At 38.7% G+C, this 22,664-nt stretch carries 20 protein-coding genes and 1 tRNA gene; 16 read left to right on the forward strand and 5 right to left on the reverse strand.

Annotated elements, in window-relative coordinates:
• Positions 1 to 8: 8 nt before the first annotated feature.
• From QFX38_05280 to glnA, 11 genes are all read left to right on the forward strand, one after another.
• Positions 9 to 1,193 (forward strand): nickel-dependent hydrogenase large subunit, encoded by a 1,185-nt coding sequence (locus QFX38_05280; GenBank protein MDI9624278.1) that lies wholly within the window; start codon positions 9 to 11, stop codon positions 1,191 to 1,193.
• Positions 1,193 to 2,206: a 4Fe-4S binding protein gene (locus tag QFX38_05285; protein MDI9624279.1), complete on the forward strand. Its 1,014-nt coding sequence runs from the start codon at positions 1,193 to 1,195 to the stop codon at positions 2,204 to 2,206. The genes QFX38_05280 and QFX38_05285 overlap by 1 nt, the downstream gene beginning before the upstream one ends.
• Entirely contained in the window at positions 2,193 to 3,554 is a 1,362-nt protein-coding gene (locus tag QFX38_05290; protein ID MDI9624280.1) for a 4Fe-4S binding protein, read from the forward strand. The genes QFX38_05285 and QFX38_05290 overlap by 14 nt, the downstream gene beginning before the upstream one ends.
• Before the next feature lie 21 nt (positions 3,555 to 3,575).
• On the forward strand, positions 3,576 to 4,334 hold the full coding sequence (locus QFX38_05295; protein MDI9624281.1) for a 4Fe-4S binding protein: 759 nt from the start codon (positions 3,576 to 3,578) through the stop codon (positions 4,332 to 4,334).
• Positions 4,324 to 4,959 carry a CBS domain-containing protein gene (locus tag QFX38_05300; GenBank protein ID MDI9624282.1) on the forward strand — a complete coding sequence of 212 codons (636 nt, stop codon included), beginning with the start codon at positions 4,324 to 4,326 and terminating at the stop codon, positions 4,957 to 4,959. The genes QFX38_05295 and QFX38_05300 overlap by 11 nt, the downstream gene beginning before the upstream one ends.
• Before the next feature lie 198 nt (positions 4,960 to 5,157).
• A complete protein-coding gene (gene cbiM / locus QFX38_05305) occupies positions 5,158 to 5,811 on the forward strand; it encodes a cobalt transporter CbiM (protein ID MDI9624283.1) in 654 nt (217 codons plus the stop codon).
• Positions 5,808 to 6,092, forward strand: a complete 285-nt coding sequence (locus QFX38_05310) for a PDGLE domain-containing protein (GenBank protein MDI9624284.1) — start codon at positions 5,808 to 5,810, stop codon at positions 6,090 to 6,092. Before cbiM ends, QFX38_05310 begins: the two co-directional genes overlap by 4 nt.
• Positions 6,093 to 6,133: 41 nt before the next feature.
• Positions 6,134 to 6,919: a cobalt ECF transporter T component CbiQ gene (gene cbiQ, locus QFX38_05315; protein ID MDI9624285.1), complete on the forward strand. Its 786-nt coding sequence runs from the start codon at positions 6,134 to 6,136 to the stop codon at positions 6,917 to 6,919.
• A gap of 276 nt (positions 6,920 to 7,195) precedes the next feature.
• A tRNA-Met gene (locus QFX38_05320) sits at positions 7,196 to 7,304 on the forward strand.
• A gap of 115 nt (positions 7,305 to 7,419) precedes the next feature.
• Positions 7,420 to 8,172, forward strand: a complete 753-nt coding sequence (locus tag QFX38_05325) for a HesA/MoeB/ThiF family protein (GenBank protein ID MDI9624286.1) — start codon at positions 7,420 to 7,422, stop codon at positions 8,170 to 8,172.
• Positions 8,173 to 8,226: 54 nt separating this feature from the next.
• Positions 8,227 to 9,555, forward strand: a complete 1,329-nt coding sequence (gene glnA / locus QFX38_05330; protein MDI9624287.1) for a type I glutamate--ammonia ligase — start codon at positions 8,227 to 8,229, stop codon at positions 9,553 to 9,555.
• Between the two features lie 24 nt (positions 9,556 to 9,579).
• Here the strand turns inward: glnA and QFX38_05335 are convergent, their stop codons facing one another.
• From QFX38_05335 to QFX38_05345, 3 genes are read right to left on the reverse strand one after another with little or no spacing between them, the layout of a single operon-like run.
• Complete coding sequence (locus QFX38_05335; GenBank protein MDI9624288.1) at positions 9,580 to 10,704, reverse strand: ABC transporter permease; 1,125 nt, start codon at positions 10,702 to 10,704, stop codon at positions 9,580 to 9,582.
• On the reverse strand, positions 10,701 to 11,801 hold the full coding sequence (locus tag QFX38_05340) for an ABC transporter permease subunit (GenBank protein MDI9624289.1): 1,101 nt from the start codon (positions 11,799 to 11,801) through the stop codon (positions 10,701 to 10,703). Before QFX38_05340 ends, QFX38_05335 begins: the two co-directional genes overlap by 4 nt.
• The gene (locus tag QFX38_05345; protein MDI9624290.1) at positions 11,801 to 12,703 is read right to left on the reverse strand and encodes an ABC transporter ATP-binding protein; all 903 of its coding nucleotides are present in this window, start codon (positions 12,701 to 12,703) and stop codon (positions 11,801 to 11,803) included. The genes QFX38_05340 and QFX38_05345 overlap by 1 nt, the downstream gene beginning before the upstream one ends.
• Positions 12,704 to 12,776: 73 nt before the next feature.
• On the opposite strand from QFX38_05345, the gene QFX38_05350 reads away from it, so the two are divergent.
• Positions 12,777 to 13,991 carry a molybdopterin molybdotransferase MoeA gene (locus tag QFX38_05350; GenBank protein MDI9624291.1) on the forward strand — a complete coding sequence of 405 codons (1,215 nt, stop codon included), beginning with the start codon at positions 12,777 to 12,779 and terminating at the stop codon, positions 13,989 to 13,991.
• 9 nt (positions 13,992 to 14,000) lie between these two features.
• Positions 14,001 to 15,158: a site-2 protease family protein gene (locus QFX38_05355; GenBank protein ID MDI9624292.1), complete on the forward strand. Its 1,158-nt coding sequence runs from the start codon at positions 14,001 to 14,003 to the stop codon at positions 15,156 to 15,158.
• Positions 15,159 to 16,130: 972 nt separating this feature from the next.
• Here QFX38_05355 and QFX38_05360 read toward each other — a convergent pair.
• Complete coding sequence (locus QFX38_05360) at positions 16,131 to 16,574, reverse strand: hypothetical protein (GenBank protein MDI9624293.1); 444 nt, start codon at positions 16,572 to 16,574, stop codon at positions 16,131 to 16,133.
• A gap of 261 nt (positions 16,575 to 16,835) precedes the next feature.
• On the opposite strand from QFX38_05360, the gene QFX38_05365 reads away from it, so the two are divergent.
• Entirely contained in the window at positions 16,836 to 17,612 is a 777-nt protein-coding gene (locus QFX38_05365) for a class II glutamine amidotransferase (GenBank protein ID MDI9624294.1), read from the forward strand.
• A gap of 17 nt (positions 17,613 to 17,629) precedes the next feature.
• Here QFX38_05365 and QFX38_05370 read toward each other — a convergent pair whose 3' ends face one another.
• Complete coding sequence (locus tag QFX38_05370; protein ID MDI9624295.1) at positions 17,630 to 18,256, reverse strand: cobalt-precorrin-7 (C(5))-methyltransferase; 627 nt, start codon at positions 18,254 to 18,256, stop codon at positions 17,630 to 17,632.
• 118 nt (positions 18,257 to 18,374) lie between these two features.
• Here QFX38_05370 and QFX38_05375 point away from each other — a divergent pair, with 118 nt between their 5' ends.
• The gene (locus QFX38_05375) at positions 18,375 to 19,562 is read left to right on the forward strand and encodes a redox-regulated ATPase YchF (GenBank protein ID MDI9624296.1); all 1,188 of its coding nucleotides are present in this window, start codon (positions 18,375 to 18,377) and stop codon (positions 19,560 to 19,562) included.
• Positions 19,563 to 19,599: 37 nt separating this feature from the next.
• Positions 19,600 to 22,323: a cation-transporting P-type ATPase gene (locus tag QFX38_05380; protein MDI9624297.1), complete on the forward strand. Its 2,724-nt coding sequence runs from the start codon at positions 19,600 to 19,602 to the stop codon at positions 22,321 to 22,323.
• The last annotated feature ends 341 nt before the right edge of the window (positions 22,324 to 22,664 follow it).

The following is a 22,664-nucleotide window of genomic DNA, read 5'->3' on the forward strand; positions in this document are numbered from 1 at the left end:
CAAGAGAGATGATAATAATGAGTTACATACCCATCGGGCCAATCCACCCTGGAATAAAAGAACCATTAAGGATAAAACTCAAAACAGAAGGAGAAAGGGTAGTAGCCGCCGAAGTCGACTTAGGCTACTTCTATCGCGGCGCAGAACAGATAGCCAAGGGCAAACCATGGCAGAAAGTAGTCTACCTCTCAGAGAGAGTTTGTGGCATATGCTCCCACTTCCATCCAGTAACATTCATCGAGGGCCTAGAAAAAATTGCAGACTGCGAACCCCCACTCAGAGCACAATACTTACGAGTAATAATAGGTGAACTCAACCGTATACAAAGCCACCTCATCGCTAATGCATTATACTTCCTGGCAATAGAACATGAAACCCTCGCAATATACCTACTAAACATCCGAGAAAAGATAATGGACCTCACAGAGATGATAACAGGAAACAGAGTGCACTACGCTTGGAACATAGTCGGCGGAGTTAGAATGGACATAAAAGAATCTCAAAAGAAGAAAATATTAGAAAACTTGGATATAGTGGAGCCAGCAGTATACCGTTACAGGAAAATGTTCAAAACCGGAGCATTTCTAGGTTTAAGATCCAAGGATATAGGGAAAATGAGCAAAAAAGATGCAATAGATGTAAGAGCTGTAGGGCCCATAGCAAGGGGCTCAGGTGTCAAATTCGACTGGAGGCAAAAGCACCCAACCTTCACAGACTACTTCGATTTCAAACCAGTATGGAGAAAAGAAGGCGACAACTACGCAAGGATAATGGTAAGATTCGACGAAATACTAGAATCCATAAAAATAATAAGAAGAGCCATCGATGAACTCCCAGAGGGTCCAATAAGGAAAGAATGTGAAATACCCGAAGGTTCAATTGATAACAGATACGAAGCCCCAAGAGGGGAAGTCACATACATATTCGAAACAGCGAAAAACGGCATCATAAAAGATATAACCATAAGAACCCCCACTATAATGAACCTTGAAGCCTGTGTAAAACACATGTTCAATGACTCACCTACAATAGCAGATGCAGTCGCCATATACCAAAGTATAGACCCTTGCATTGCCTGCACCGAACGTGTGACAATAATTGATGAACATGGAAACAAAAAAGACTTCAGGGGCATGAACAATCTTTTAAAAGAACATAGCAGGAGAAAAGAAGGGGTGAGAGGTAAATTATAATGTCCTCTGTAATATGGTACATATACGAATTCGCAAGAAAAAAATGGATCAAAAGATTCCTAGATGCTAAAACAGATCCAGAAATAGCTGAATCGCCATCAAGGTTCAGAGATTTCCCACAAGTCCAAAAAGAATTATGCATTTCCTGTGGGGCCTGTATAGCCTCCTGCCCATCTCCAGGGGCGATAAAACTGGTGAGAGACGATGAAATGGAAATGGCATACCCCGTCATAAACAAATCAGCCTGTATAAGATGCGGTTTCTGCGTGGAAGTGTGCCCAACAGAACCAAAAACTCTCAAAACAGGTGAAAACTATCTTATAAAAGAAGAATACAAGATATTACCAAAGGACACCCTTTATGTAATCGATGACTACCTTTGCATACGCTGCGAAAAATGCCTAGAAGCTTGCAAGATAGGGGCCATCTCATCCCATAACAACATAATCACCATAGACCAGTCAAAATGTGTATCATGTGGAGATTGCATCAAAACTTGCCCAATAAAAGGAGCCATAAAAGAAGTCTTCATCACAAACATCGACGAACAAAAAGAGATAATTAACTTATTAGTCGACAATTTAGAAAAGGCCATAAACCTAGAAGTTGAAAGGGTTAGAAAACTGCCAGACTATGACCCTGAAAAGATTATAAAATTGGAATTCTCACTATCCAAAATCATGAAAAAAGCCCTCAAAATACTTCCCGATAAGGAAAAAGTAACTAAAATAGTGGAAAATATAACAGACAGGCTTAAGATCAATGTAATAACCTGGGATGAGGACAAATGCAAAGGTTGTAGATTATGCATAGATGAATGCCCCACAGGCGCCCTAAAATACAACGAAGAGAAAAACATCACTGAAAGAGACCCTGAAAAGTGCCTCAGATGTAGCATATGCTACCAGACATGTCCATTCGGAGTCCCAGGATTATACACCGCAAGATTCCTCCTAAAAGATGATAAAATCCTCATAACCTTGAAACCATCCCAGATAGTTGGAAGGGGCTGATAAAATTCCAGTAACTGTCGAAAAAACATACAAACCAATAAGAGAAATAGAAGTCCAATATGAAATAGATGATAAAAAGTGCAAAGAATGCAAGGATAGGCCTTGCCTTAAAGTCTGCCCAGTAGATGCCATCCATGAAATACCACCAGATAACCACATCGAAATAGACGAAAAATGTATAGGATGCATACTATGCAGGGAAGCATGCCCATACGATGCCATAAAAATGAAAACCATCCTATCAGAGCCTATAAGGGAACCAACACCTACAATAAACCCAAAACTTTGCCTAAATTGTGGAGCATGCGTTGCAGCTTGTAAAACTGGTGCCATAGAACTCGTAGCCTCTGGTAAAGAGGAAATACACCCAGTTATAGATGAAGAAAAATGTGTAAGATGTGGTTACTGCGCCCGAGCATGCCCCTCAGAAGCCATAAAATACGGCGAAATCCTACCAAGGGCCGTGGCTACAGGAAAGGCCTTAGTAATAAATCACAATCAATGCATAGGTTGCATGACATGCACAAGAGTCTGCCCATCCAAAGGAGCGATAAAGGTCGGGAAAGTAAGCAAATTACCCTACATAGACCCTGCATATTGTGCAAGATGCGAAAAATGCATGGATGTATGCCCATCAACCGCCATCAAATACACCACAAGAACCACAGCCTCCAGGAAATTTAATAGAATACATACAACAGAAATGGTATCAGAAGTTCTCGAAAAAGAAACAGAAAAAGTAGCAGAGGCCACAAGCAAGATAAACTCCATCCTAGAAAATATCGCCAATGAAATAAGCAATAAACATGACGAAAAAAACTTTGAAATAGATATAACAGACCAGATAAAAGAAAAGATCAAGGAAATCATAGACAAAGACATTGAAATAGATGAAATAGTAGAGATAATCGAAAAGACCAAACCAAATAGGGAAATAGCAAGTTTAGAGGAGAAATGTATTGGCTGCGGGGCTTGCGTCGATGAATGCCCAATAAACTGCATAGAACTTGAAATGCCAGCCCCAATTAGCATAGGAGAAGAATGCGTATATTGTGGAAAATGTGTACAAGCTTGTCCGGTAGAGGCAATAAACCTTAAAGAAGAATTCTTCACCATCAAAGATGATAGAATACTATTTAAAAGAAGAGAAATCAAGGGACCGAAGAGTGGAAAAGTCATCCCTGATGATATGATTTGCCAAGCATGCGGCATCTGCGTAAACAAATGCCCAGTAAATGCCTTAAGCCTCAAAAACGATAAAATAATAGTCGACCAAGAAGTTTGTATCAGCTGTGGTGAATGCGAAAACATATGCCCAGTAAACGCCATCAAACTAATCGAAAACTAATAAGATGAATGGTGTATAAGAATGGATATAACATTTAAAAAAAGTAAAAATGCGCTTAAAGAAGACCTACAGGGAAGATACATGGAGCTAGAGGCCGTGGAAGGCCAAGATTTAGATATTGGAAAATGTAAAGTGAAAGGTAAATTCATAACAATTTCCCCAGAATGTATAAGATGTAACTTATGCGCCGAAGAATGTCCAGTAGACGCTATAGCCAATGCAAAATCCACAAGACAGGCTAAAGTGCTAGAAAATTGCGTAAAATGTGAAATATGCGCTCAAACATGTCCCATAAGATGTATAAATGTGGTTGAGAGCATAGCAACAATAGACGAAGATGTGAAATATCACCTCAAGGATTTGAAAATACCCCACAGAATCTTGAGAATGAAAAACATCAAAATAGACAGCGAAAGATGCAAAGGTTGCGGTACATGCATCAGATTCTGCCCAACAGGAGCCATAAAACTTGAAGATGAAACTGCAACCATAGATACTAGTATATGTATTGGCTGCGGAGCTTGTGCAAACGTATGTGAAGAAGGCGTGATAAAACTCGAAAGAGAACTCGGACCCGTAATAAGAACGAAAGAACTTCTAATAGACCAAGAAGCTTGTGTTGCATGCCAAATATGTGAGGAAAATTGTCCAACAGAAGCCATAAGACTCGAAGATGAGGAACTCATATTCTCAGATGATAAATGCATCCTATGTGAAGTATGCTCTACTAAATGCCCAGTAGGTGCACTAAAATTGAAGAGGTTATCCCATGAAAGTTAAAGAGCTTATGGATAAAAAATTTATAGTAGTAGGCCCAGATGCGGATCTGGATGAAGTATCAGAAAAAATGGAAAAACATAAAAGATTCACCATACCTGTAGTAGACGAGAAAAGGAGACTTATAGGATGGATAACATCCCTCAATGTCATCAGGGGCCTTAGAGAGGGTAAAAAGAGGGTATCAGAGATTATGCACATACCAGAGGAGATTATACACGTACATGAAAATGACCCGGCAAGATTAGCAGTCTTAAAAATCTCAAAACATAAAGTTGTTAACTTGCCTGTATTAGATGATGAAGGTGTCATTGTTGGGATTGTAAGAGCATTGGACATAGTGAAAACACTTTCTAGTTTATATGAGATCAAGGTTTACAAGATCTTTGAGGCCATGTCCCAGGAGTTAAAGGGTATAAGCTGGGATGAGCTCATGGAAGCCGCTGCTATAATCACAAGAAGAAGAACAGGAGAAAGGATAACAGCAGCAGAATATGAGGAAAGGATAAAAAAATCAACATTTGGAGAGGCAATCTGGGCAACTGGCGGACTTGAAAAATTCTTCGTTGGACTTATAGCAATTGGAGAATTAGTCATAGCTAGAAAAGTTGCAAGGGCTAGGAAATAAACCCCACACAACCTAAAAGTACCTATTTTTTAGATTTTGAATCGTCTATTGCTTGCCCCCTTATTCTCTTTTTTAGGAAAACCCCAAAACTATTATTACCTACCATATAAATGATACAACATGAAGTAATACTAGGGGTAATGTTTATATTATAGCATGTACATGATAATGATCAAAAGAATAAGGAGGCAGGATAACTTGCATATACCCGATGGTTTCATACCACTTTCCCAGTGTCTCATCTACTGGATAATAGCAATCGTAGCCTTGTATTTTAGTATTAGATGGGCCAGCAGAAAACTCGATGAAAGGCAAATCCCCCTCTTCGCAGTCCTAGCAGCTGGTATATTCGCGATACAAGCAATGAACGTCCCGATCCCATGGGGTACTAGTGGACACATGGTCGGCGCGGCACTTATTGCCATAATATTCGCAAGTCCATGGGCAGCAGTCCTATTATTATCAATCGTACTTATACTACAAGGTTTGATATTTGGTGATGGTGGAATAACAGCACTAGGAGCTAACATCCTCAATATGGGCATCATCGGAGGATTCGTAGGATATTACCTATTCAAGGGTACAAGGAGCCTAGGAGAAATACCCGCAGTTTTCATAGCAGCATGGGCTTCAATATTTTTGGCAGCTATAGCATGTGCAATAGAAATGTGGATCGCGGGGACATTCCCACTAGATAAAGGACTTGCAATGATGGGATTATACCATGCAGTCATAGGAATCATAGAAGGAGTCCTAACTGTAGTAATAGTACTAGCAGTTCAAAGCGCTCGCCCCGACCTATTCTCATTTAAAGAGTGGGGAAAAGAAAAGGCAGAGGTGTTATCTAAATGAAGAGTCGAGACAAAAAACTAATTGTTGGCGGGGCTATCATAGCCCTCATCATAGCAGCACTGGCACCATTCCTAGCATCCCAAAACCCCGACGGATTAGAAAGTACAGCAGAAAAGGTAATGCCAAACCCAGAAACCGAACCAGTCATAGAATCACCCTTGCCTGATTATACCATACCAGGACTCGGTAAGGAAGGAGAAGTACTTGCATTAGTCCTTGGCACGATAATAGTTCTAATCATAGCCTATGGGATAAGTGCGGCGCTTAAAACTGGGAAATAACCACCCCCTCCAATTTTTTTTAATTTTTTTGAGGTCCTTTTATGGAAGATCTTATAAGCATAGAAAGGGAAACTCTAAAGGAAAGTCCCATACATCATCTTGATGGGCGCATAAAAATAATAATAAGTCTAATCATAATAATTTATGCAGTGAGCGCCTCTGATCTCCTAATCCTTCTTATAATCGAGGCCTACCTCCTACTTTTATTATCGCTTTCTAGGATACCATTCTCCTACATATTAAAGAGACTATTTTTGATATTGCCCTTTGGAGGTTTCATCGCCCTATTCCAATTATTTATAAGGACTGGTGATATTATCTGGACCGGACCCCTTGGGGTTCATGTGACAATGCAAGGACTCCTATTTGGGATACTATTATTTGCAAAGATAACCGTTAGTATAACAGCGATAATACTACTTTCTTCAACAACACCAATGCAGGAACTTACAAATTCAATGAGGGGAATCGGGATACCACACACATTTATCATGCTACTAAATCTAACTGTAAGATACCTATTCTTTTTCTATGATGAACTTGAAAGGATAAAAAACGCCCAAAAAACCAGATGCTTTGACATATGGAATAAAAACACTGAATACTCATGGAGACTTAAGAAAATCGGGGAAACTATCGCAATGATATTCCTACGCGCTTATGAACAAGGCGAAAAAACTTACCTAAGCATGTTAAGCCGCGGATATTCCCAAGAAAGCCAAATGTACCATAAAAAATCTCCATTAAAAAGAACTGACATCCTATTCATGATCCTAAATATAGCCCTCATAATAGTACTCTACTACATCCAAAACTTCAAATTATAAAAAAACTATGGGGGGAAGAAATCCATAACATCCGCGCGCCGAAAAATATTTATAACATAAAAAATGATAATATGATTTGTCACCCCCCAAATAGTCTTAGAAGCCTATAAGAGGGTTCTAAAAGCTGATACCCACTTCAAAGTCCATGTATGAGAAAAAAACCAGTTTCACATGAAATTTACCATTCAATAGCCAATACTAATGATCCAAAAAACGTGTCACTTCCCCAGCAACGAGTAATTTTCATAAGTAAAATACTGGTTTTTTACAAGCAAAGCCGGGGTGGCTCAGCTGGTTAGAGCGCACGGCTCATAGGGTAGAATAACCGCTCTAACCCCTAACCTGGGATACCGTGAGGTCGCGGGTTCGAACCCCGCCCCCGGCATAAAACTTAAAAAACACTACTTCTTGATAAATTTTTATAGTAAATTAACCTAAGGATAACCATCCTATGATTCCAGAAAGATTCCCCCATTATAAGGGGGATTAAGGTGGCATAAATGCCAAGAAGATATGAAGGCTTAACCTATTGGGAGATAATAACCAGACAGATGGGTTTTTTGAAAAAGAATGAACAGCTAAAGCTAAAGAAAGGCAGAGTTGCAGTAATTGGATGCGGGGGTATCGGCGGCGCCGCCATTGAAATGCTAGCTAGGATGGGTGTGGGATCACTATCTATTGTAGATAAGGACACCTTCAGCATATCTAATATCAACAGACAGTTGATGAGCAATTTTCATAATATTGGAAAGCCGAAAGTAACCGCTACCCAAGAAAGGGTATGGAAAATAAACCCCTTCATTGAGATCAGGATTTTTAATTGTGAAGTTAATGAAAGCAATGTGAATAAAATCATAGAAAATAATGATGTTGTAATTGACGCCATGGATAACATCATATCAAGGATCATAGTTAGTAGAGAGTGTAAAAGATCAAAAATACCCTTTGTACACGGAGCCGTGCATGCTTCAATGGGCCAAGTGACCGTATTCGGAGATGGAACACCATCCTATGAAAAAGTTTTTAAATTACCTTCAAAGGGTCTCAGATTAACAAGTGATGTTAAAGAGAAAGTTCGACGTTTAGAAGGTGAAATTCCACCAGTTATAGGACCAGTACCGAATATTGTTGGTTGTATAGAATCATTTGAAGCTTTAAAACTTTTAACAGGCAAAGGTAATGTTATATGGGCTCCCAAACTTTTAACCTTTGACCTTCTAAAGGATGACCCCTTTAAGATTGTGGAACTATAAAAAAGTATATATACCACTAGGAGGAAATATACTTCCGGTCAATGGAGGTATTCTATGGATAGTAAAATCGAAAAAATCATGGAAAAAGTAGAAGAATGCGACATAAAATTCGTCAGACTGCAATTCGTGGACATACACGGGGCCGCAAAAAACATGGCCATACCCTTAATGAGAGCAGACCAACTAGAAGATATAATGAAAGAGGGCATATTATTCGACGGATCCTCAATCGAAGGCTTTGTAGACATAAACGAAAGCGACCTCGTACTAAAACCAGAACCAGAAACATTTTCCACACTACCCTGGAGACCAGAAGAAAAAGGCGTCTGCAGATTCATATGTGACGTATACTGGCCAGATGGCAAACCATTTGAAGGCGATCCAAGATACGTCCTAAAAAAAGTCCTATCAAAATATGAAAAGTTAGGATATGAATATAATGTGGGTCCGGAACCAGAATTTTTCATACTCGATTATGACGATGAAGGGAACATAATACCACTCGACACAGGCGCATATTTCGATGTTGAACCAATAGACCAAGGAACAGACTTCAGAAGAAAACTAGTAATGGACCTAGAAGCCCTAGGCTTTGAGATTGAAGTAAGCCACCATGAAGTGGCCCCAGGACAACACGAAATCGACTTCAAATTCGACAACGCCTTAAAAACTGCAGATGCAGTTATAACATTTAAACAGGCTATAAAAGCAATAGTAGATAAGATGGGCTACCTTGTAACCTTCATGCCAAAACCATTCTTCGGAGAAAATGGAAGCGGCATGCACTGCCACCAATCACTCTTCAAAAACGGTGAAAACATATTTTACGATCCAGACACCCCAACACAATTATCAGAAACGGCAATGTATTTTATAGGGGGCCTATTAGAGCATTCAAGAGCCTTATCTGCAATATGCGCACCGACAGTCAATTCGTATAAGAGACTAGTCCCAGGATATGAAGCCCCTGTGTATATTGCCTATGGTTTCAAAAACAGATCAACACTTATAAGAATACCTGCATCTCGTGGCAAAGGTACCAGAGTTGAATTCAGAGCACCCGATCCATCTTGTAATCCATACCTTGCATTCGCCGCCATGTTAGAGGCTGGAATGGATGGTGTAAAGAATAAAATAGACCCTGGAGAACCTGTTGAATTTGATGTATTCAAACTAGACTTAAAAGAACTTGAAAAGATGGGTATAAAAACGTTACCATCAAGCCTTTGGGAGGCATACCATGCACTTGAAGAAGATGAAGTCATAAAATCAGCCATTGGAGACCACATCTATGAAAAATTCATGGAAATAAAACATAAAGAATGGGACGAGTACAGAATCCAAGTATTCAAGTATGAGATAGAAAAGTATCTCAACATCTAAACCCCCCCAAAAATTTACTTTTTTTTATAATCTTATTAGGCCTTCCTTTTTGAATGAAATAGTGGAAAAAACAAATACTAAAATGGAAAAAATCAAAGAAGGTACCATATCCCAGACTACCCCTCCAACAGATTGGCTGGTTGAAAGTTTCACTAATATTACACTTGGTATAAAATCTATAAAGGATCCTAAGAAACCCACATCCATAAAAAGTGGCACAAAAAGTATGAATGTTGCGATGAAGAGTATGATAGTTATCGCGGAATTAGCCTCCTTCGTGCTGTCAACCAAACTCGAAACAAACACCCCAACACCTGCAAATCCAAAGACCATGAAAAAAAGCAGCAAAACAATCAAAGACAGATTATAAAGTGGGACGTGGAGCAGATACAAGATAATAATCCAAGCCAAACTCTGTAGAATAGAAAATAAAACTATAGGGATTATCTTACCAACTATTATCATGTATGGTGATAAAGGTGTCATGAGAAGCACCTCAAAGGTCTTCCTCTCCTTTTCACCAACAATACTATCAGTAACAATATTACTACCAAGGAAGAAAGGTAAAAAAAGTATAAAAGGTACCATGAAACCGTACATAATCCCAACAAAATACGGACTTTCAAGTGCAACCTCCAAATGCTTCTCCTTGTTCATCTCAACTATACTAAGCTTAATAGGCTTCTTAACCTTACTTATTTCCTCGCTTGGAAGATCATTAAGGCTCTTCTCTATATTATATGACTCCGCTGCCCTTCGTACTTTCTCAGATAATATAGTGTAAAATATGCTCCCAGCATCTATGTTTACCTTAACATCCCCATCCTCGCCCAGATACACTGTAGCCGATGTTTCCGAGCCAAGAGCCCTATTCGCACTTCGAAGATCATTAAAATAAACAAGTTTCAAATTTTCTTCCTTCAAATTTTTTTCAAGGATCGTCCCCTTTATATCTTCAGGTACTCCAACTTTCAAGAATTGGCCTCCACCCCACTTATCTATTAACCCCGGGTCTAATACAATCGAGCTTACACTAGCAAGGGCAAAACTCCCAAGCAATATAACAACCTGTACAATCACGAGGAATACATAGACCCTATTCGTGAGTATATCATATGCCTCCTTTCTCGATAATGCCACCAACTTCATAAAAAATCCCTTAATAACTTTAAAACACCTGGCCGGGGGCCGAATATTATGTCATCTCTTTCAAAAAGCCACACCGCCAAACCATGAAAGATCACACTACTAAAAATTAAAACCGAAACAGTTGATACCATATCAAATATCGTTATATTTTCTAAACTTAAAAGCTTTATTATGAGAATTAAGGGGCCTAGACCGCTCTTCTGGGAAATATATGCCAGTGCCGGGACTATAAGAAAACCTATGGTAATTATATAAGCCAACGTTATACCTATACCAGCTTCCTTGTAATTCTTGGAATAAACAGCGACCAAACTTGTAAGTCCCACAACCGGGAATGCTGTTAAAACTAGAACAAAATATATAATAGGAGCATTATATATTCTAAACCTAACCCATATTATCATCAGCCATATAAGTAATTGAATGGCCATTATTATTATAACCGCAAAAGATTTTCCCAAAATGATGTGACTGCGGGGGATTGGCATTGCAATAAGTGATTCTCCTGTTTTTCTTTCTTTCTCTCCCGTGATACTGTCGATGATAAGATTCCCAAACATAAACAAGGGTAATATGAGGAGTATCGCGACCATAACCTTATTCACAAGTTTTAATGGTAGTGATTCTCCCACAGCTTCTTCTTTAACATTAATTCGTTCTTTTTCCATGGATGCCATGATCTGATTGGCTATTTTCCTTGAGGATCTTTCAACAGCACTTTCCACCTCATCTTTTATAACGTTTCTCATTGGAGTTGAATAATCTAGGAATAGAGTTGCATTCAATGGTAATCCATTGTATTCATCTACAAGTAGGAGCGAATTTCCTCTTGGGAACCTTGTGCTTGTAGGGTGTATCATGACCACCTTGGAGTTGAGTTCATCTCTGATGATCCCTGAGGGGTCATTAACATCCAAGGATACGAATTCACTGAGTGAAGGGGTTAATGCGACCTCCTCGGTTGTGTTCATCATCTGAAGCACTCCACCAAAAATAAATATTATCAGGAATAAGGTGACTATCTGGAATATGAAGATGAAGAGGAATTTACGGCTTTTGAATGTGCTTTTGATCTCCCATTTTGTTATAGTCCACATTATGAACCCCTAACCATCTCTATGAAAACATCATCCAAGCTAGTTTCCCTTGTATTCACAGAATAAACATTCTCCCCCAAAATTCCTATAATAGTTGGGATAATACTCCTATTTTTGAGTGAAATCTCGAGTCTATTCCCATCTAATCTTATATTCTTCACACCCTCCACTTCTAAAAGGTTTAGATCAACTCTAGTAGGGTCGATGAGATTTATCTCCAATGTTAGGTCGCCTTTTATCTTCGATTTAAGCTCCTGGGGCGTGCCTACATCTAATATTCTACCTTGGTTCAAAATAGCGACCCTATCACAGAGGTAGTCAGCCTCTTCCATGTAATGAGTGCATAGTATCATAGTCTTATCACCCTTGAGTTCTCTTATAAATTCCCTTATAGAAGCTGCGGTGGCTGGATCAAGGCCCATTGTAGGCTCATCCAATATAAGAATAGGAGGGTCATGTATAAGCGCCCTAGCTATACCAATACGCTGTCTCAACCCCTTAGAAAACGTGTTTATAGGATCAGCCGCCCGATCCTCCATGCCCACAAGTTCCAATAATTCATTAATCCTATCGTCAAGAACATCCCTTGGAACCCCATATAATTCACCAAAATACTTGAGAAGATCTCTTGCTGTGAACCGCTCATAAAGATTTGGCTCTTCAGGGAGATAGCCTATCATCGACTTAACTTTAATAGGATCTTGGGTAACATCTAACCCAGCCACTCTAACACTACCTTTATCAGGATGTAAAATACAAGCGATTATCCGGATGGCAGTGGTTTTACCAGCTCCATTAGGGCCTATAATACCCAATAACTCACCATCATCCACATGGAAACTGATATCATCCAATGCTATTATCTTTCCAAAACTTTTTCTAAGAGATTCCACTTCTATCATAGCAGTCTAAACTCTGATTTTCACCTAAATATATTACATCCTAGTAAAATATTAATTGATAGGGAGGATCCTCATGTTTATAAGTGAACTTTTACCAGTGAAAGAAGCCTTCAAGTTATTAGATGAAAACCAAAGGCTCACCAGTGAAGAGACCATCGATCTTATCAATGCTTATGGTCGTGTAAATTCTAGGAGGTTAATTTCAAAGTTGGATTCACCACCCTTTGATAAGGCTGCCATGGACGGGTATGCTATAAAAGCAAGGGACACATTCCAGGCCAGAGCGGATAATCCCATCACTTTAAAGGTTATAGATTCAATCAGTGCGGGTAAGGTTTCAAATGTTAAACTTAAAGAAGGAGAAGCTGTTAAGATAGCCACTGGCGCCCCCATACCTGAAGGTGCAGATGCAGTGGTCATGGAAGAATACACTTACAAAAAAGGGGATGAAATCGAGGTTTTACAGCCCACCAGTCCAGGTGAAAACATCGCCACGAGAGGAGAGGACGTAAAAGCTGGTGAAACCATACTGGAACCCGGAACTGTTATGCGCCCCCAAGAGCTTGCAATCGCCGCATCCTCAGGCTACGACACTATTGAAGTTTATAAGAAGCCTAGAGTTAAGATCATCATCACAGGGGATGAACTTGTAGAACCTGGGACAAAACCAGGACCAGGGAAGATAATAAATTCCAATAAGTATGCTCTTAAAGCGCTTGTTGAAAGTGCGAAGGCATCACCGACGGTTGAACATTCACCAGACAATCCCAGAGTATTAGAAGAAAAGATCGAAGAGAACATTCAAGGATATGATATGATAATAACAACTGGTGGAACCGCCATTAGCAAAGGCGATATTGTAGTGGATACAGTTAGCAATCTTGGTCAAGTCATCTTCCATGGAGTTGCCATAAGACCAGGCAAACCACTAGCCTTTGGACTAGTGGAGGATAAACCCGTGTTCATGCTCTCAGGGTATCCTGTAGCTGCCATGGTACAATTTGACATTTTCGTAAGATATTACCTTTTAAGGATGCAGAATATCAACTATGAACATGAGCTAGTTGAGAGAATATGTCAACGTAAAATCCCATCCAAGCTTGGGCGGACAGATTACATACGTGCATTTACAGATAATAAAATAGCCGAACCGATACTTATAAGTGGTTCGGGTATCATAAAATCTATGGTAAAATCAAACAGTTATATCATGATAGAAGAAAACAGTGAAGGAATAGATAAAAACTCTAAATGCAATGTACTCCTATTCGATTCATTCAAAATCTAAGGTGTAAATATGGATATTCTGTTATTCTATGGGGTTGTCTTCATACTCATATGGACTTTAGCATTATTATTCAGGAAAAAATTAAAGATTGAAGTCTATGGACCCCTACTCATGCGAAAGACAAAGAGGATGAGGGGCCTTATTGATAGGATAGCTCAAAAGTATTCCAGATTTTGGAAGTGGAGTGTGAACATAGGTATCCCCATAGCTTTCTTTTTCATGTTTTACATGTTATATGCAATCATAGCATCCCTCAAGGACATTTTCGTGCAACCACAAGCATCTTTAATCGTCCCAGGAGTGGATATTCCAGGGAGTCCGCTCTTTGTTCCATTGTCCTATGGGCTGATAGGACTAGTAATTGTGATAGTAGCCCATGAATTCGCACATGGAATACTAGCAAGGATTGAAGGCGTGAAAATAAAATCCATTGGCTTACTTTTGCTCGCTATAATACCTGGTGCTTTCGTAGAACCGGATGAGGATGATATTAAAAGGTTAAATAGGCTCCCAAGATTGAGAATATACGCAGCAGGATCCATCGCTAACCTGATAATAGCATTTTTATGCCTTCTAGTATTTATTGGAGTTTCATCCTATGCCGTGCCCGCAACCTTCGAAACAGATGGCATAGTGATAAAAAGCGTGGTACCTGGCAGCCCCGCCAGTACCATACTAAAGGATGGTATGGTCATAAAAAGCATTAATGGCAAGTCAACAACTAATATAACCGAATACCGGAAGGCTATAGAAGATATAAAGATAGGTGAAGTGATCACAATAGAAACAGATCAAGGTATATTCAAGTTAAAGACTTCAAAAAATCCAAACAATGCAAGCAGAGCATATATTGGCATAAGGAGCACCAACAATCTAGAAGTCAAGGAGTCCGTGAAATCAATATGGGGAGATAACCTACCCACCTTACTACTTTACCTCCAAGACTTGTTCTTTTGGATTTCAATCCTCAATTTCGCAGTTGGAACCGTTAACCTCCTACCTGCAAAGCCACTTGACGGAGGTTTAATGTTTGAGGAACTTTTAAAATCCAAACTCCCTAAAAATCTGGTAAACCCTATTGTAAGTTCTGTTTCAGTATTTGTAATCTTAGTATTAGCACTTAGCATAATATGGGGCACTGGCCGGGGTATCCTCTTAATGTTCTAAAGAAATCACCTATTTTTGTCTCTTAGTTTCTTTTTAACCCATCTCATGTTAATGGTCGGTTTTTCGAATTTAATCTTCCTTTTCAAGGTTGTATTGTGAGTGAACAGTATATATTTCAAGGTAATCCATTTAAAAATTAAAAAGAAAATTTGGAAGATCATTCACTTTCAAGGTTTTATGATTCGCTTAGCAAGTTCTTCATATTCAGACGCATAATAAATAATAAAATTCCTCCATCCTTTTCGAAGACATGAACATAATAAGGTATCTTAGTATCGTTTAGTTTTTTTCTTGGTATACACTTTACCTTCCCAGTTGTCTCATTACCGAGTGGTTCATACAGTTCAGGATCATTGAATCCTAAATCTTAAATGGTCACACTGCTATTCTCAGAAATAAAGATGATAATAAAATTACCAACTGAAACAGTACCACCGGAACTAGAGAGTGTGTACTGTGAATACTCCTGCTTTTCCACTTTCTTCAATATCAAACCCTTTTAGCAACCGAATATATCGCATTCATTATTATCTCTTCATATATTAACTTACTTTTGTTAAAATTTTCCGGCAATACATCTGGCCTCAAACCATCGTCAGTCAAGTTTAATGAGTGAGAATATTCATAAGAAAGTTCTGAGACCAAATATCCCAATGGAATGAAAAAACCACTGTCCCCCCTCTTATAATAAACATTTATATTTTTTTGTTATATTTTTTGGTGAACTAGGGCCTTAGATAGTATTATACCTCAACGCACTAAGGCCATGTATTTTTTTCTCCACATCAAAAGCACCTTCCCAGACAAAAATTGAGCGCTGCCTTTATTGAAACTAAAATAAATATTTTAAGTTTCCATAGTTTTTCCAAAATGATATCATCAAAGGGATTTTAGGATTTTTTTGGTTTTATTGTTTTTATAATCTGCTCGACAGCATCATACCGATCAAATTTCGTACTATACGAACCACAATCATAGCACAAAGACCATCCTTTCCTTTTGGAAAATAAGAAATTCAGGGCATTGCAATAATAACATTAGGTGGTAGTTCTTCATTTTTTCAACTTTATATATGGTGCAGTTTGCCCCTCCAATCGTCTCAGTGACGCGTGTATAGTTCATTCCAGTCATTTTCCATTTTTCAATCTCTTGCACCACATATTTTTCAACATCCTCAAATGTAGCATCCAGATAAGCGCTGACTATTATATCTTGATTCTCATCTTCGCAAGAAAGCATTACATATTCATAATTTCCTAATTCAGAAAATTCTTTACCATTATCCGAACTATTATAACCTTCTGGGTATTCAAATGACATGTATTCGCCATCATACACATTTGCCCCCAGGTTTGTGCAACCGGCAAACATTAACACCAAAATTACCAAAACTATAACAGGAAATGTCTTTTTCATTTTATCCCCCCAAAATCCAATAAAAAACTATCTATTACCCTATTTGGAATGTGAACCTTCAAGGAAGTATCTACATCAAATGTTTTGGTTCTTCTATCACTTTTTGTCACCTTTACCGTAAATTGAGGTCAAAGAAGGATAAAAAAATGTGGATTTCGCACAGCAGAATAACTAGTATGCACACTTATAATCTATACCGGCCAGTAGCGGTGGTAATGTAGAATTGGAGGAAATTCCAAAAAATTAGGATGGTGAAGGTAAATGTGTAGATTGTTAGGTTTGGTAGCTAATAAGCTAGTGGATTTTAAATTTTCTTTAGAGTTATTCAAGGAGAAATTTTCAGATGAAAATCCTGATGGATGGGGTGTTGCATGGTATGAAAATAATTCTCCTCGTTTAGAAAAGCAAGGTATATCTGCAACTGATGAAAGATCCCGCTTTCAAAGTTTTTCTGAGTATGTTGAATCGAGGATAATCATGGCCCATGTGAGAAAGAGTACTGGTGCTCCAGCAGCCGAAGTAAATTCACATCCATTCAAATGTAATGATTGGATATTCGCCCATAATGGTTCAGTGAACAGAGAAAATCTTTTACCACTTCTAAAAGAGGACTATAGCAGAAATATAAAGGGGGAGACCGATTCAGAAGTCTATTTTCATTGGATCCTACAGAATATTCAAGAACATGATATTATAAGTGGAGTAAAAGAGGCTCTGGAAAAAGTCATGGAAAGTAACTTTACTGGCCTTAATTTTTTATTATCAGATGGTAAATCATTTTACGCATTCAGATATTCAGAAATAAACACTGATTATTATTCGCTTTTCAAATTAAAAAGGAAACCGTCTGAAATAAGTCCTTTAACTTTGAAATCCCAGGAAACTAGAATGTTAATCGAAACCAAATCATTAAATAAGGAGAAGGCCGTTATAGTCTGCTCTGAAAAGTTGACTGAAGAAAATTGGGAGAAAATAAAAATGGGACACATGTTAATCATCAAACCAAATTTAAAAATGAAAGAGGTCAAAATACTCTGATAACCAAGTGTTATTGTTTAATAGATTACCATGACGCACATGTAACTAAATTTTGAATTTTTAACATCTTCTAATTTCATTTTTATGATTCGTTCATCTGGGTAGCTTAGCCTTTCACATATTGCCACCTTTCTTTCGGGATCTACGCCACTTTCTATTAGGAATGATGCTGTTTCACTAGGATTTTTAGAGGGTAGTAGGATAGTGGGTTTCCCATTGTCAATTAACTTGGATATTTCAGCTTCTTTTCGCCCGTGTAATGTTAAGATGTTTGCATGGTTCCAGGGTAGCAAGAGTCGGGCTGCGCACAATTGAATTGAACTAATACCAGGGATAACCTGGACATCTACTTCTATATTAAGTTTTTTGATGATTTCATTAACTGGATTCAAAACACCTGAGAAGCCGGGATCCCCTGTTGAAATGATTGAAACTGTCTCCCCTCTATAAGCTCTTTTAACAGCCTCTTCTAACTTTTCTCTTACATTTTCGCCATTAAGTGTTATCTTCTCCTTCTTTTCATCGAATAATTTTAGGACTCTTTCACTTCCAACAACTAAGTCGGATTTTTTAACCGCTTTTCGCGCCGCTGGCGTGACAAAATCTGGAGATCCTGGCCCGGCTCCCACAAGATATAATACCACCGAAGAAATCCTCCAACTCTAATTTTTTCAAGTAGTAATTTTATATTCAAACACCTCTTATATTATTTAGGTGAAGTAAAAAAAAATAGTATGATGAATTTCTTTAGTGTGTGATATGATGATAGAGATTGGAATTACAGGGAAACCTAATGTGGGTAAATCTTCGTTTTTTAATGCGGCCACTCTTTCAAAAGCAGAGGTTGCATCATATCCTTTCACTACTATCGATTCGAATAGGGGAGTGGCATATGTAACTTCACAGTGTCCATGTAAGGAATTTAATATAAAATGTAATCCTAAAAATTCCATTTGCGAGGATGGTGTTCGTTTCATACCTGTTGAACTTATAGATGTTGCTGGTCTAGTGCCAGGAGCCCATGAGGGCAGGGGACTTGGGAATAAGTTCTTAGATGATTTAAGACAGGCTAGAGTTTTTCTCCATGTGGTGGATGCTTCTGGTTCCACTGATGAAGAAGGGAGACCAGTGGACCCCGGAAGCTATGATCCCATCAAGGACGTTGAATTTCTCAAAAAAGAGATCCTTATGTGGCTTTATGGCATAATAGATAGGAACTGGGATCGATTACTTAGAAAAGCAATCTCTGAGAAGATTGATATGGCAAAGGTTATCTATGAACAATTTTCAGGCGTGGGTGTGAGTGTTGAGGATGTTATCGAAGCTTCAAGGAAAGTTGGAAAAGACTACTACTCATGGGATAATGAGGATAAGCTTGTATTCGTGGATGAACTTCTCAAAATCGCGAAACCCAGTCTTATAGTTGCAAATAAGGCCGACATGGCATCAGCAAGGGAGAACATAGAAAGATTAAAAGAAAGGTATCCTAATGTTGTTCCAACATCTGCAGAGGCTGAATTGGCACTGAAAAGAGCTGCCAAGGCCGGTTTAATAGACTATAAGCCGGGTGATAGCGATTTTAGGGTATTAGATGAGAGTAAACTCACCAAAAAGCAACTAAGTGCACTTGAATACATAAGAGAAAATGTCCTAAAAGTTTATGGGAGCACGGGAATACAAGAAGCCCTTAATAAAGCAGTATTCGATCTACTTGACATGATAGTAGTCTACCCAGTAGAGGATGAACACAAATTATCAGACAAGGAAGGTAACATATTACCAGACGCATTTCTCATCCCCAGAGGCTCGAAACCTCGCGACCTCGCATATTTAATACATACCGAAATAGGAGATTCCTTCATGCATGCAATAGATGCCAGGAAAAAAATGAGAATAGCATCAGACTACAAACTCCAAAATAGAGATATAATCACCATAATATGCAAATAAACCTCTCAGGATAAAAGATACATTTTAAGTGTAAAATATGAAAATATATCAATTACCTGAAGAAGAAGTTCCAAGAAAATTAAAAACAACAAAAAATGGTCTAAGCCATTCAGAAGCCGAAAAACGCTTAAAAAGGTACGGGCCCAACAAATTAAAACGAGTTAAAAAGAAACCCATTATATTCAATTTCATAGAGAACTTGTACAATATTCTAGCCTTGATTTTATGGGCTGCTAGTTTCCTTGCTTTTATATCAGGCACCCCACAGTTAGGAGTTGCCATAATCGCCGTTATTATCATCAATGCCATTTTCAGCTTCTGGCAAGAATATGAAGCCGAAAAAGCGGCCGAAGCCCTTAAAAAGATTTTACCATTAAAAGCGAAGGTTATAAGGGCCGGTGAAGAAATCGAAATATTAGCAGAGAATATTGTCCCAGGAGACCTTTTAATCCTAGAAGAAGGGGATAATGTACCAGCAGATGCCAGGCTCATCGAAGCACACGAACTAAAAGTTGACAATTCAACACTAACCGGAGAATCCAAGCCAGTAAGGAAAGTATCCCATCCAGTAGAAGAATATGACAATTATGTTGAAACACCCAACCTAATATTTGCCGGTACAAGCATAACTTCAGGTTCGGGCAAAGCAATAGTATACCGCACCGGTGAAAATACAGAATTCAGCAAGATAGCCGAATTAACACAAGAAGTTAAAGAAGAACCAAGTCCCTTGCAAAAACAAATAGCAAATGTTGCAAGGATAATAGCAATTATCGCAATCCTAATGGGCATAATACTATTCCTAGTCAACCTCTACATTATAAGATTACCACCTAGCTTAGCATTTATTTTTGCAATTGGCCTAATGGTGGCTAACGTGCCCGAAGGACTGCTTCCAACTGTTACATTGTCCCTGGCAACTTCTGCTCGCAAAATGGTAAAAGATAACGCTCTCATAAAAAGATTATCCAGTGTAGAAACCCTCGGCTCCACAACAATCATATGCACAGATAAAACAGGCACATTAACCCGTAATGAAATGACAGTACGCAAAGTATGGGTACCCTACAAGATAATCGATGTAACAGGAACAGGCTATGAACCAAAAGGAAAATTTATATGGGATGGTAAATCCCTCACTCACAAGGATATACGCGAAATAAAACTGCTTATGAGGGCAGCATCATTCTGTAATGACGCCAAACTAATACCACCAGAAGATAATGGTGAATGGCACATCATAGGAGACCCTACAGAAGCTGCATTACTAGTAGCCGCCAAGAAGATAGACTTTGACCGCGACCAAGAAATGAAGAAGATCCCAAGAATAACAGAAATCCCATTTGACTCCAAGAGGAAAATGATGACATCAATACACCAAAAACCCCATAAAAAAGTCGCATACGTGAAAGGCGCCCCAAAAAAGATAATATCCTTATCAAAATGGATATCAGTCAATGGGAAACCAGAACCACTAACAAACGAAAGAAGAAAAGAAATACTAGAAATCCATGACGAACTCGCATCCCAGGGCTTCAGAATGCTTGCTATGGCCTACAGAGACCTTCCAAACCAACTAGAAGATTATAGACCAGAGAACATCGAAAAAGATCTTATATTAGTAGGAATGACAGCACTCCAAGACCCCCCACGCGAAAACGTTAAAAAAGCTGTCAGAGAATGTCAAAGAGCAGGTATCAGGATAATTATGATAACAGGCGATTATGGCTTAACAGCAGCAGCAATAGCAAAAGAGATAGGGATAATCCCAGATGAAAACTACCAGATAATAAAAGGGAAAGAACTGGACAAACTATCAGATAACGAACTTAGAAATCTTCTAAAAAGGGAAAATAATATAATATTCGCAAGAACAGTCCCAACACATAAAATGCGCATAGCAAGGGTCCTAGAAGGTGAAGGAGAAGTAGTAGCAATGACAGGAGACGGAGTCAACGACGCACCAGCCCTCAAAAAAGCCGATATAGGTGTTGCAATGGGAAGCGGCACTGACGTGGCCAAAGAAGCCGCGGACATGGTCCTAATAGATGATAACTTCGCAACTATAGTAAAAGCGGTTAAAGAGGGACGGACCATCTACGAAAACATCAGAAAGTTTATAACATACATTTTTTCACATGAAACCGCTGAAATAGTACCATTCATCTTAATGGTTCTGCTTGGAATACCACTCCCAATCACCGTAATGCAAATACTTGCAATAGACCTTGGAACAGACACTTTACCCGCACTAGCACTCGGAAGAAGCCCCCCAGAAGCTGATGTTATGGATAAACCTCCAAGACCACCCCACGAACGACTACTGAACTTACCAGTTATATTCCACGGGTACTTGTTCATTGGGACTATAGAGGCCATCCTTGTAATGTCAGGCTATTTTTGGGTGCTCTATAACGGCGGCTGGACACTGGGAAAACCTTTAGCCTTTACGGATCCACTATACCTTAAGGCTACTACAATGGTGTTCGCTGGTATAGTGATGGCCCAGATAGGTAACCTCTTAACATGCCAAACTACGAAATCATCAGTTTTTCAAATAGGATTATTCAAGAATCGTTGGATAATCTGGGGAATATTATTCGAGCTTCTCATACTATTCTCCATAGTTTATGTGCCCCAACTTCAGTCAATTTTTGGAACTTCACCCCTTGGATTAAATGAATGGGTATACTTAATATCATTCATACCTATAGTTTTCATAGCAGATGAAGCCCGAAAAGCAGTTTCCCGACATTTATGATTCGCAAGAAAGTATCACCCCCCTTTCTTAGGTAGGGTTCCTATATTCGTTTTTGCTTGGGGGCCGCCCACACGACAAAAATAGCAACAATTAGGATAATATATGGATGTGAAGTTATAAGATATTTGTTATTTATGGGGCTAAAAATCATAGGAAGGTTTATCGAAGCTCTTTGTAAACGCTTTTTGCTTGTCTTATTTTTTTATTTTGGCCATCTTTTCTTTTAAATAGTTTATGAAGAGATCATTCCAACCTTTTTTCAGCTGAAAAACCCCCAGAGAACAGTAACCTTTATATAGTTGTTTTGTTTTATAGGCTCATTATGGTGTTACCATGAAAAG

It is taken from the genome of Methanothermobacter sp. (assembly GCA_030055615.1).
Classification (GTDB): domain Archaea; phylum Methanobacteriota; class Methanobacteria; order Methanobacteriales; family DSM-23052; genus Methanothermobacter_A.

What these genes read in the sequence shown, in the direction of transcription:
- QFX38_05280 (MDI9624278.1), top strand. Translation starts at nt 9, where the DNA reads ATGATAATAATGAGTTACATACCCATCGGGCCAATCCACCCTGGAATA.
- QFX38_05285 (MDI9624279.1), top strand. Translation starts at nt 1,193, where the DNA reads ATGTCCTCTGTAATATGGTACATATACGAATTCGCAAGAAAAAAATGG.
- QFX38_05295 (MDI9624281.1), top strand. Translation starts at nt 3,576, where the DNA reads ATGGATATAACATTTAAAAAAAGTAAAAATGCGCTTAAAGAAGACCTA.
- QFX38_05300 (MDI9624282.1), top strand. Translation starts at nt 4,324, where the DNA reads ATGAAAGTTAAAGAGCTTATGGATAAAAAATTTATAGTAGTAGGCCCA.
- QFX38_05310 (MDI9624284.1), top strand. Translation starts at nt 5,808, where the DNA reads ATGAAGAGTCGAGACAAAAAACTAATTGTTGGCGGGGCTATCATAGCC.
- cbiQ (MDI9624285.1), top strand. Translation starts at nt 6,134, where the DNA reads ATGGAAGATCTTATAAGCATAGAAAGGGAAACTCTAAAGGAAAGTCCC.
- QFX38_05325 (MDI9624286.1), top strand. Translation starts at nt 7,420, where the DNA reads ATGCCAAGAAGATATGAAGGCTTAACCTATTGGGAGATAATAACCAGA.
- glnA (MDI9624287.1), top strand. Translation starts at nt 8,227, where the DNA reads ATGGATAGTAAAATCGAAAAAATCATGGAAAAAGTAGAAGAATGCGAC.
- QFX38_05335 (MDI9624288.1), bottom strand. Translation starts at nt 10,704, where the DNA reads ATGAAGTTGGTGGCATTATCGAGAAAGGAGGCATATGATATACTCACG.
- QFX38_05340 (MDI9624289.1), bottom strand. Translation starts at nt 11,801, where the DNA reads ATGTGGACTATAACAAAATGGGAGATCAAAAGCACATTCAAAAGCCGT.
- QFX38_05345 (MDI9624290.1), bottom strand. Translation starts at nt 12,703, where the DNA reads ATGATAGAAGTGGAATCTCTTAGAAAAAGTTTTGGAAAGATAATAGCA.
- QFX38_05350 (MDI9624291.1), top strand. Translation starts at nt 12,777, where the DNA reads ATGTTTATAAGTGAACTTTTACCAGTGAAAGAAGCCTTCAAGTTATTA.
- QFX38_05355 (MDI9624292.1), top strand. Translation starts at nt 14,001, where the DNA reads ATGGATATTCTGTTATTCTATGGGGTTGTCTTCATACTCATATGGACT.
- QFX38_05360 (MDI9624293.1), bottom strand. Translation starts at nt 16,574, where the DNA reads ATGAAAAAGACATTTCCTGTTATAGTTTTGGTAATTTTGGTGTTAATG.
- QFX38_05365 (MDI9624294.1), top strand. Translation starts at nt 16,836, where the DNA reads ATGTGTAGATTGTTAGGTTTGGTAGCTAATAAGCTAGTGGATTTTAAA.
- QFX38_05375 (MDI9624296.1), top strand. Translation starts at nt 18,375, where the DNA reads ATGATAGAGATTGGAATTACAGGGAAACCTAATGTGGGTAAATCTTCG.
- QFX38_05380 (MDI9624297.1), top strand. Translation starts at nt 19,600, where the DNA reads ATGAAAATATATCAATTACCTGAAGAAGAAGTTCCAAGAAAATTAAAA.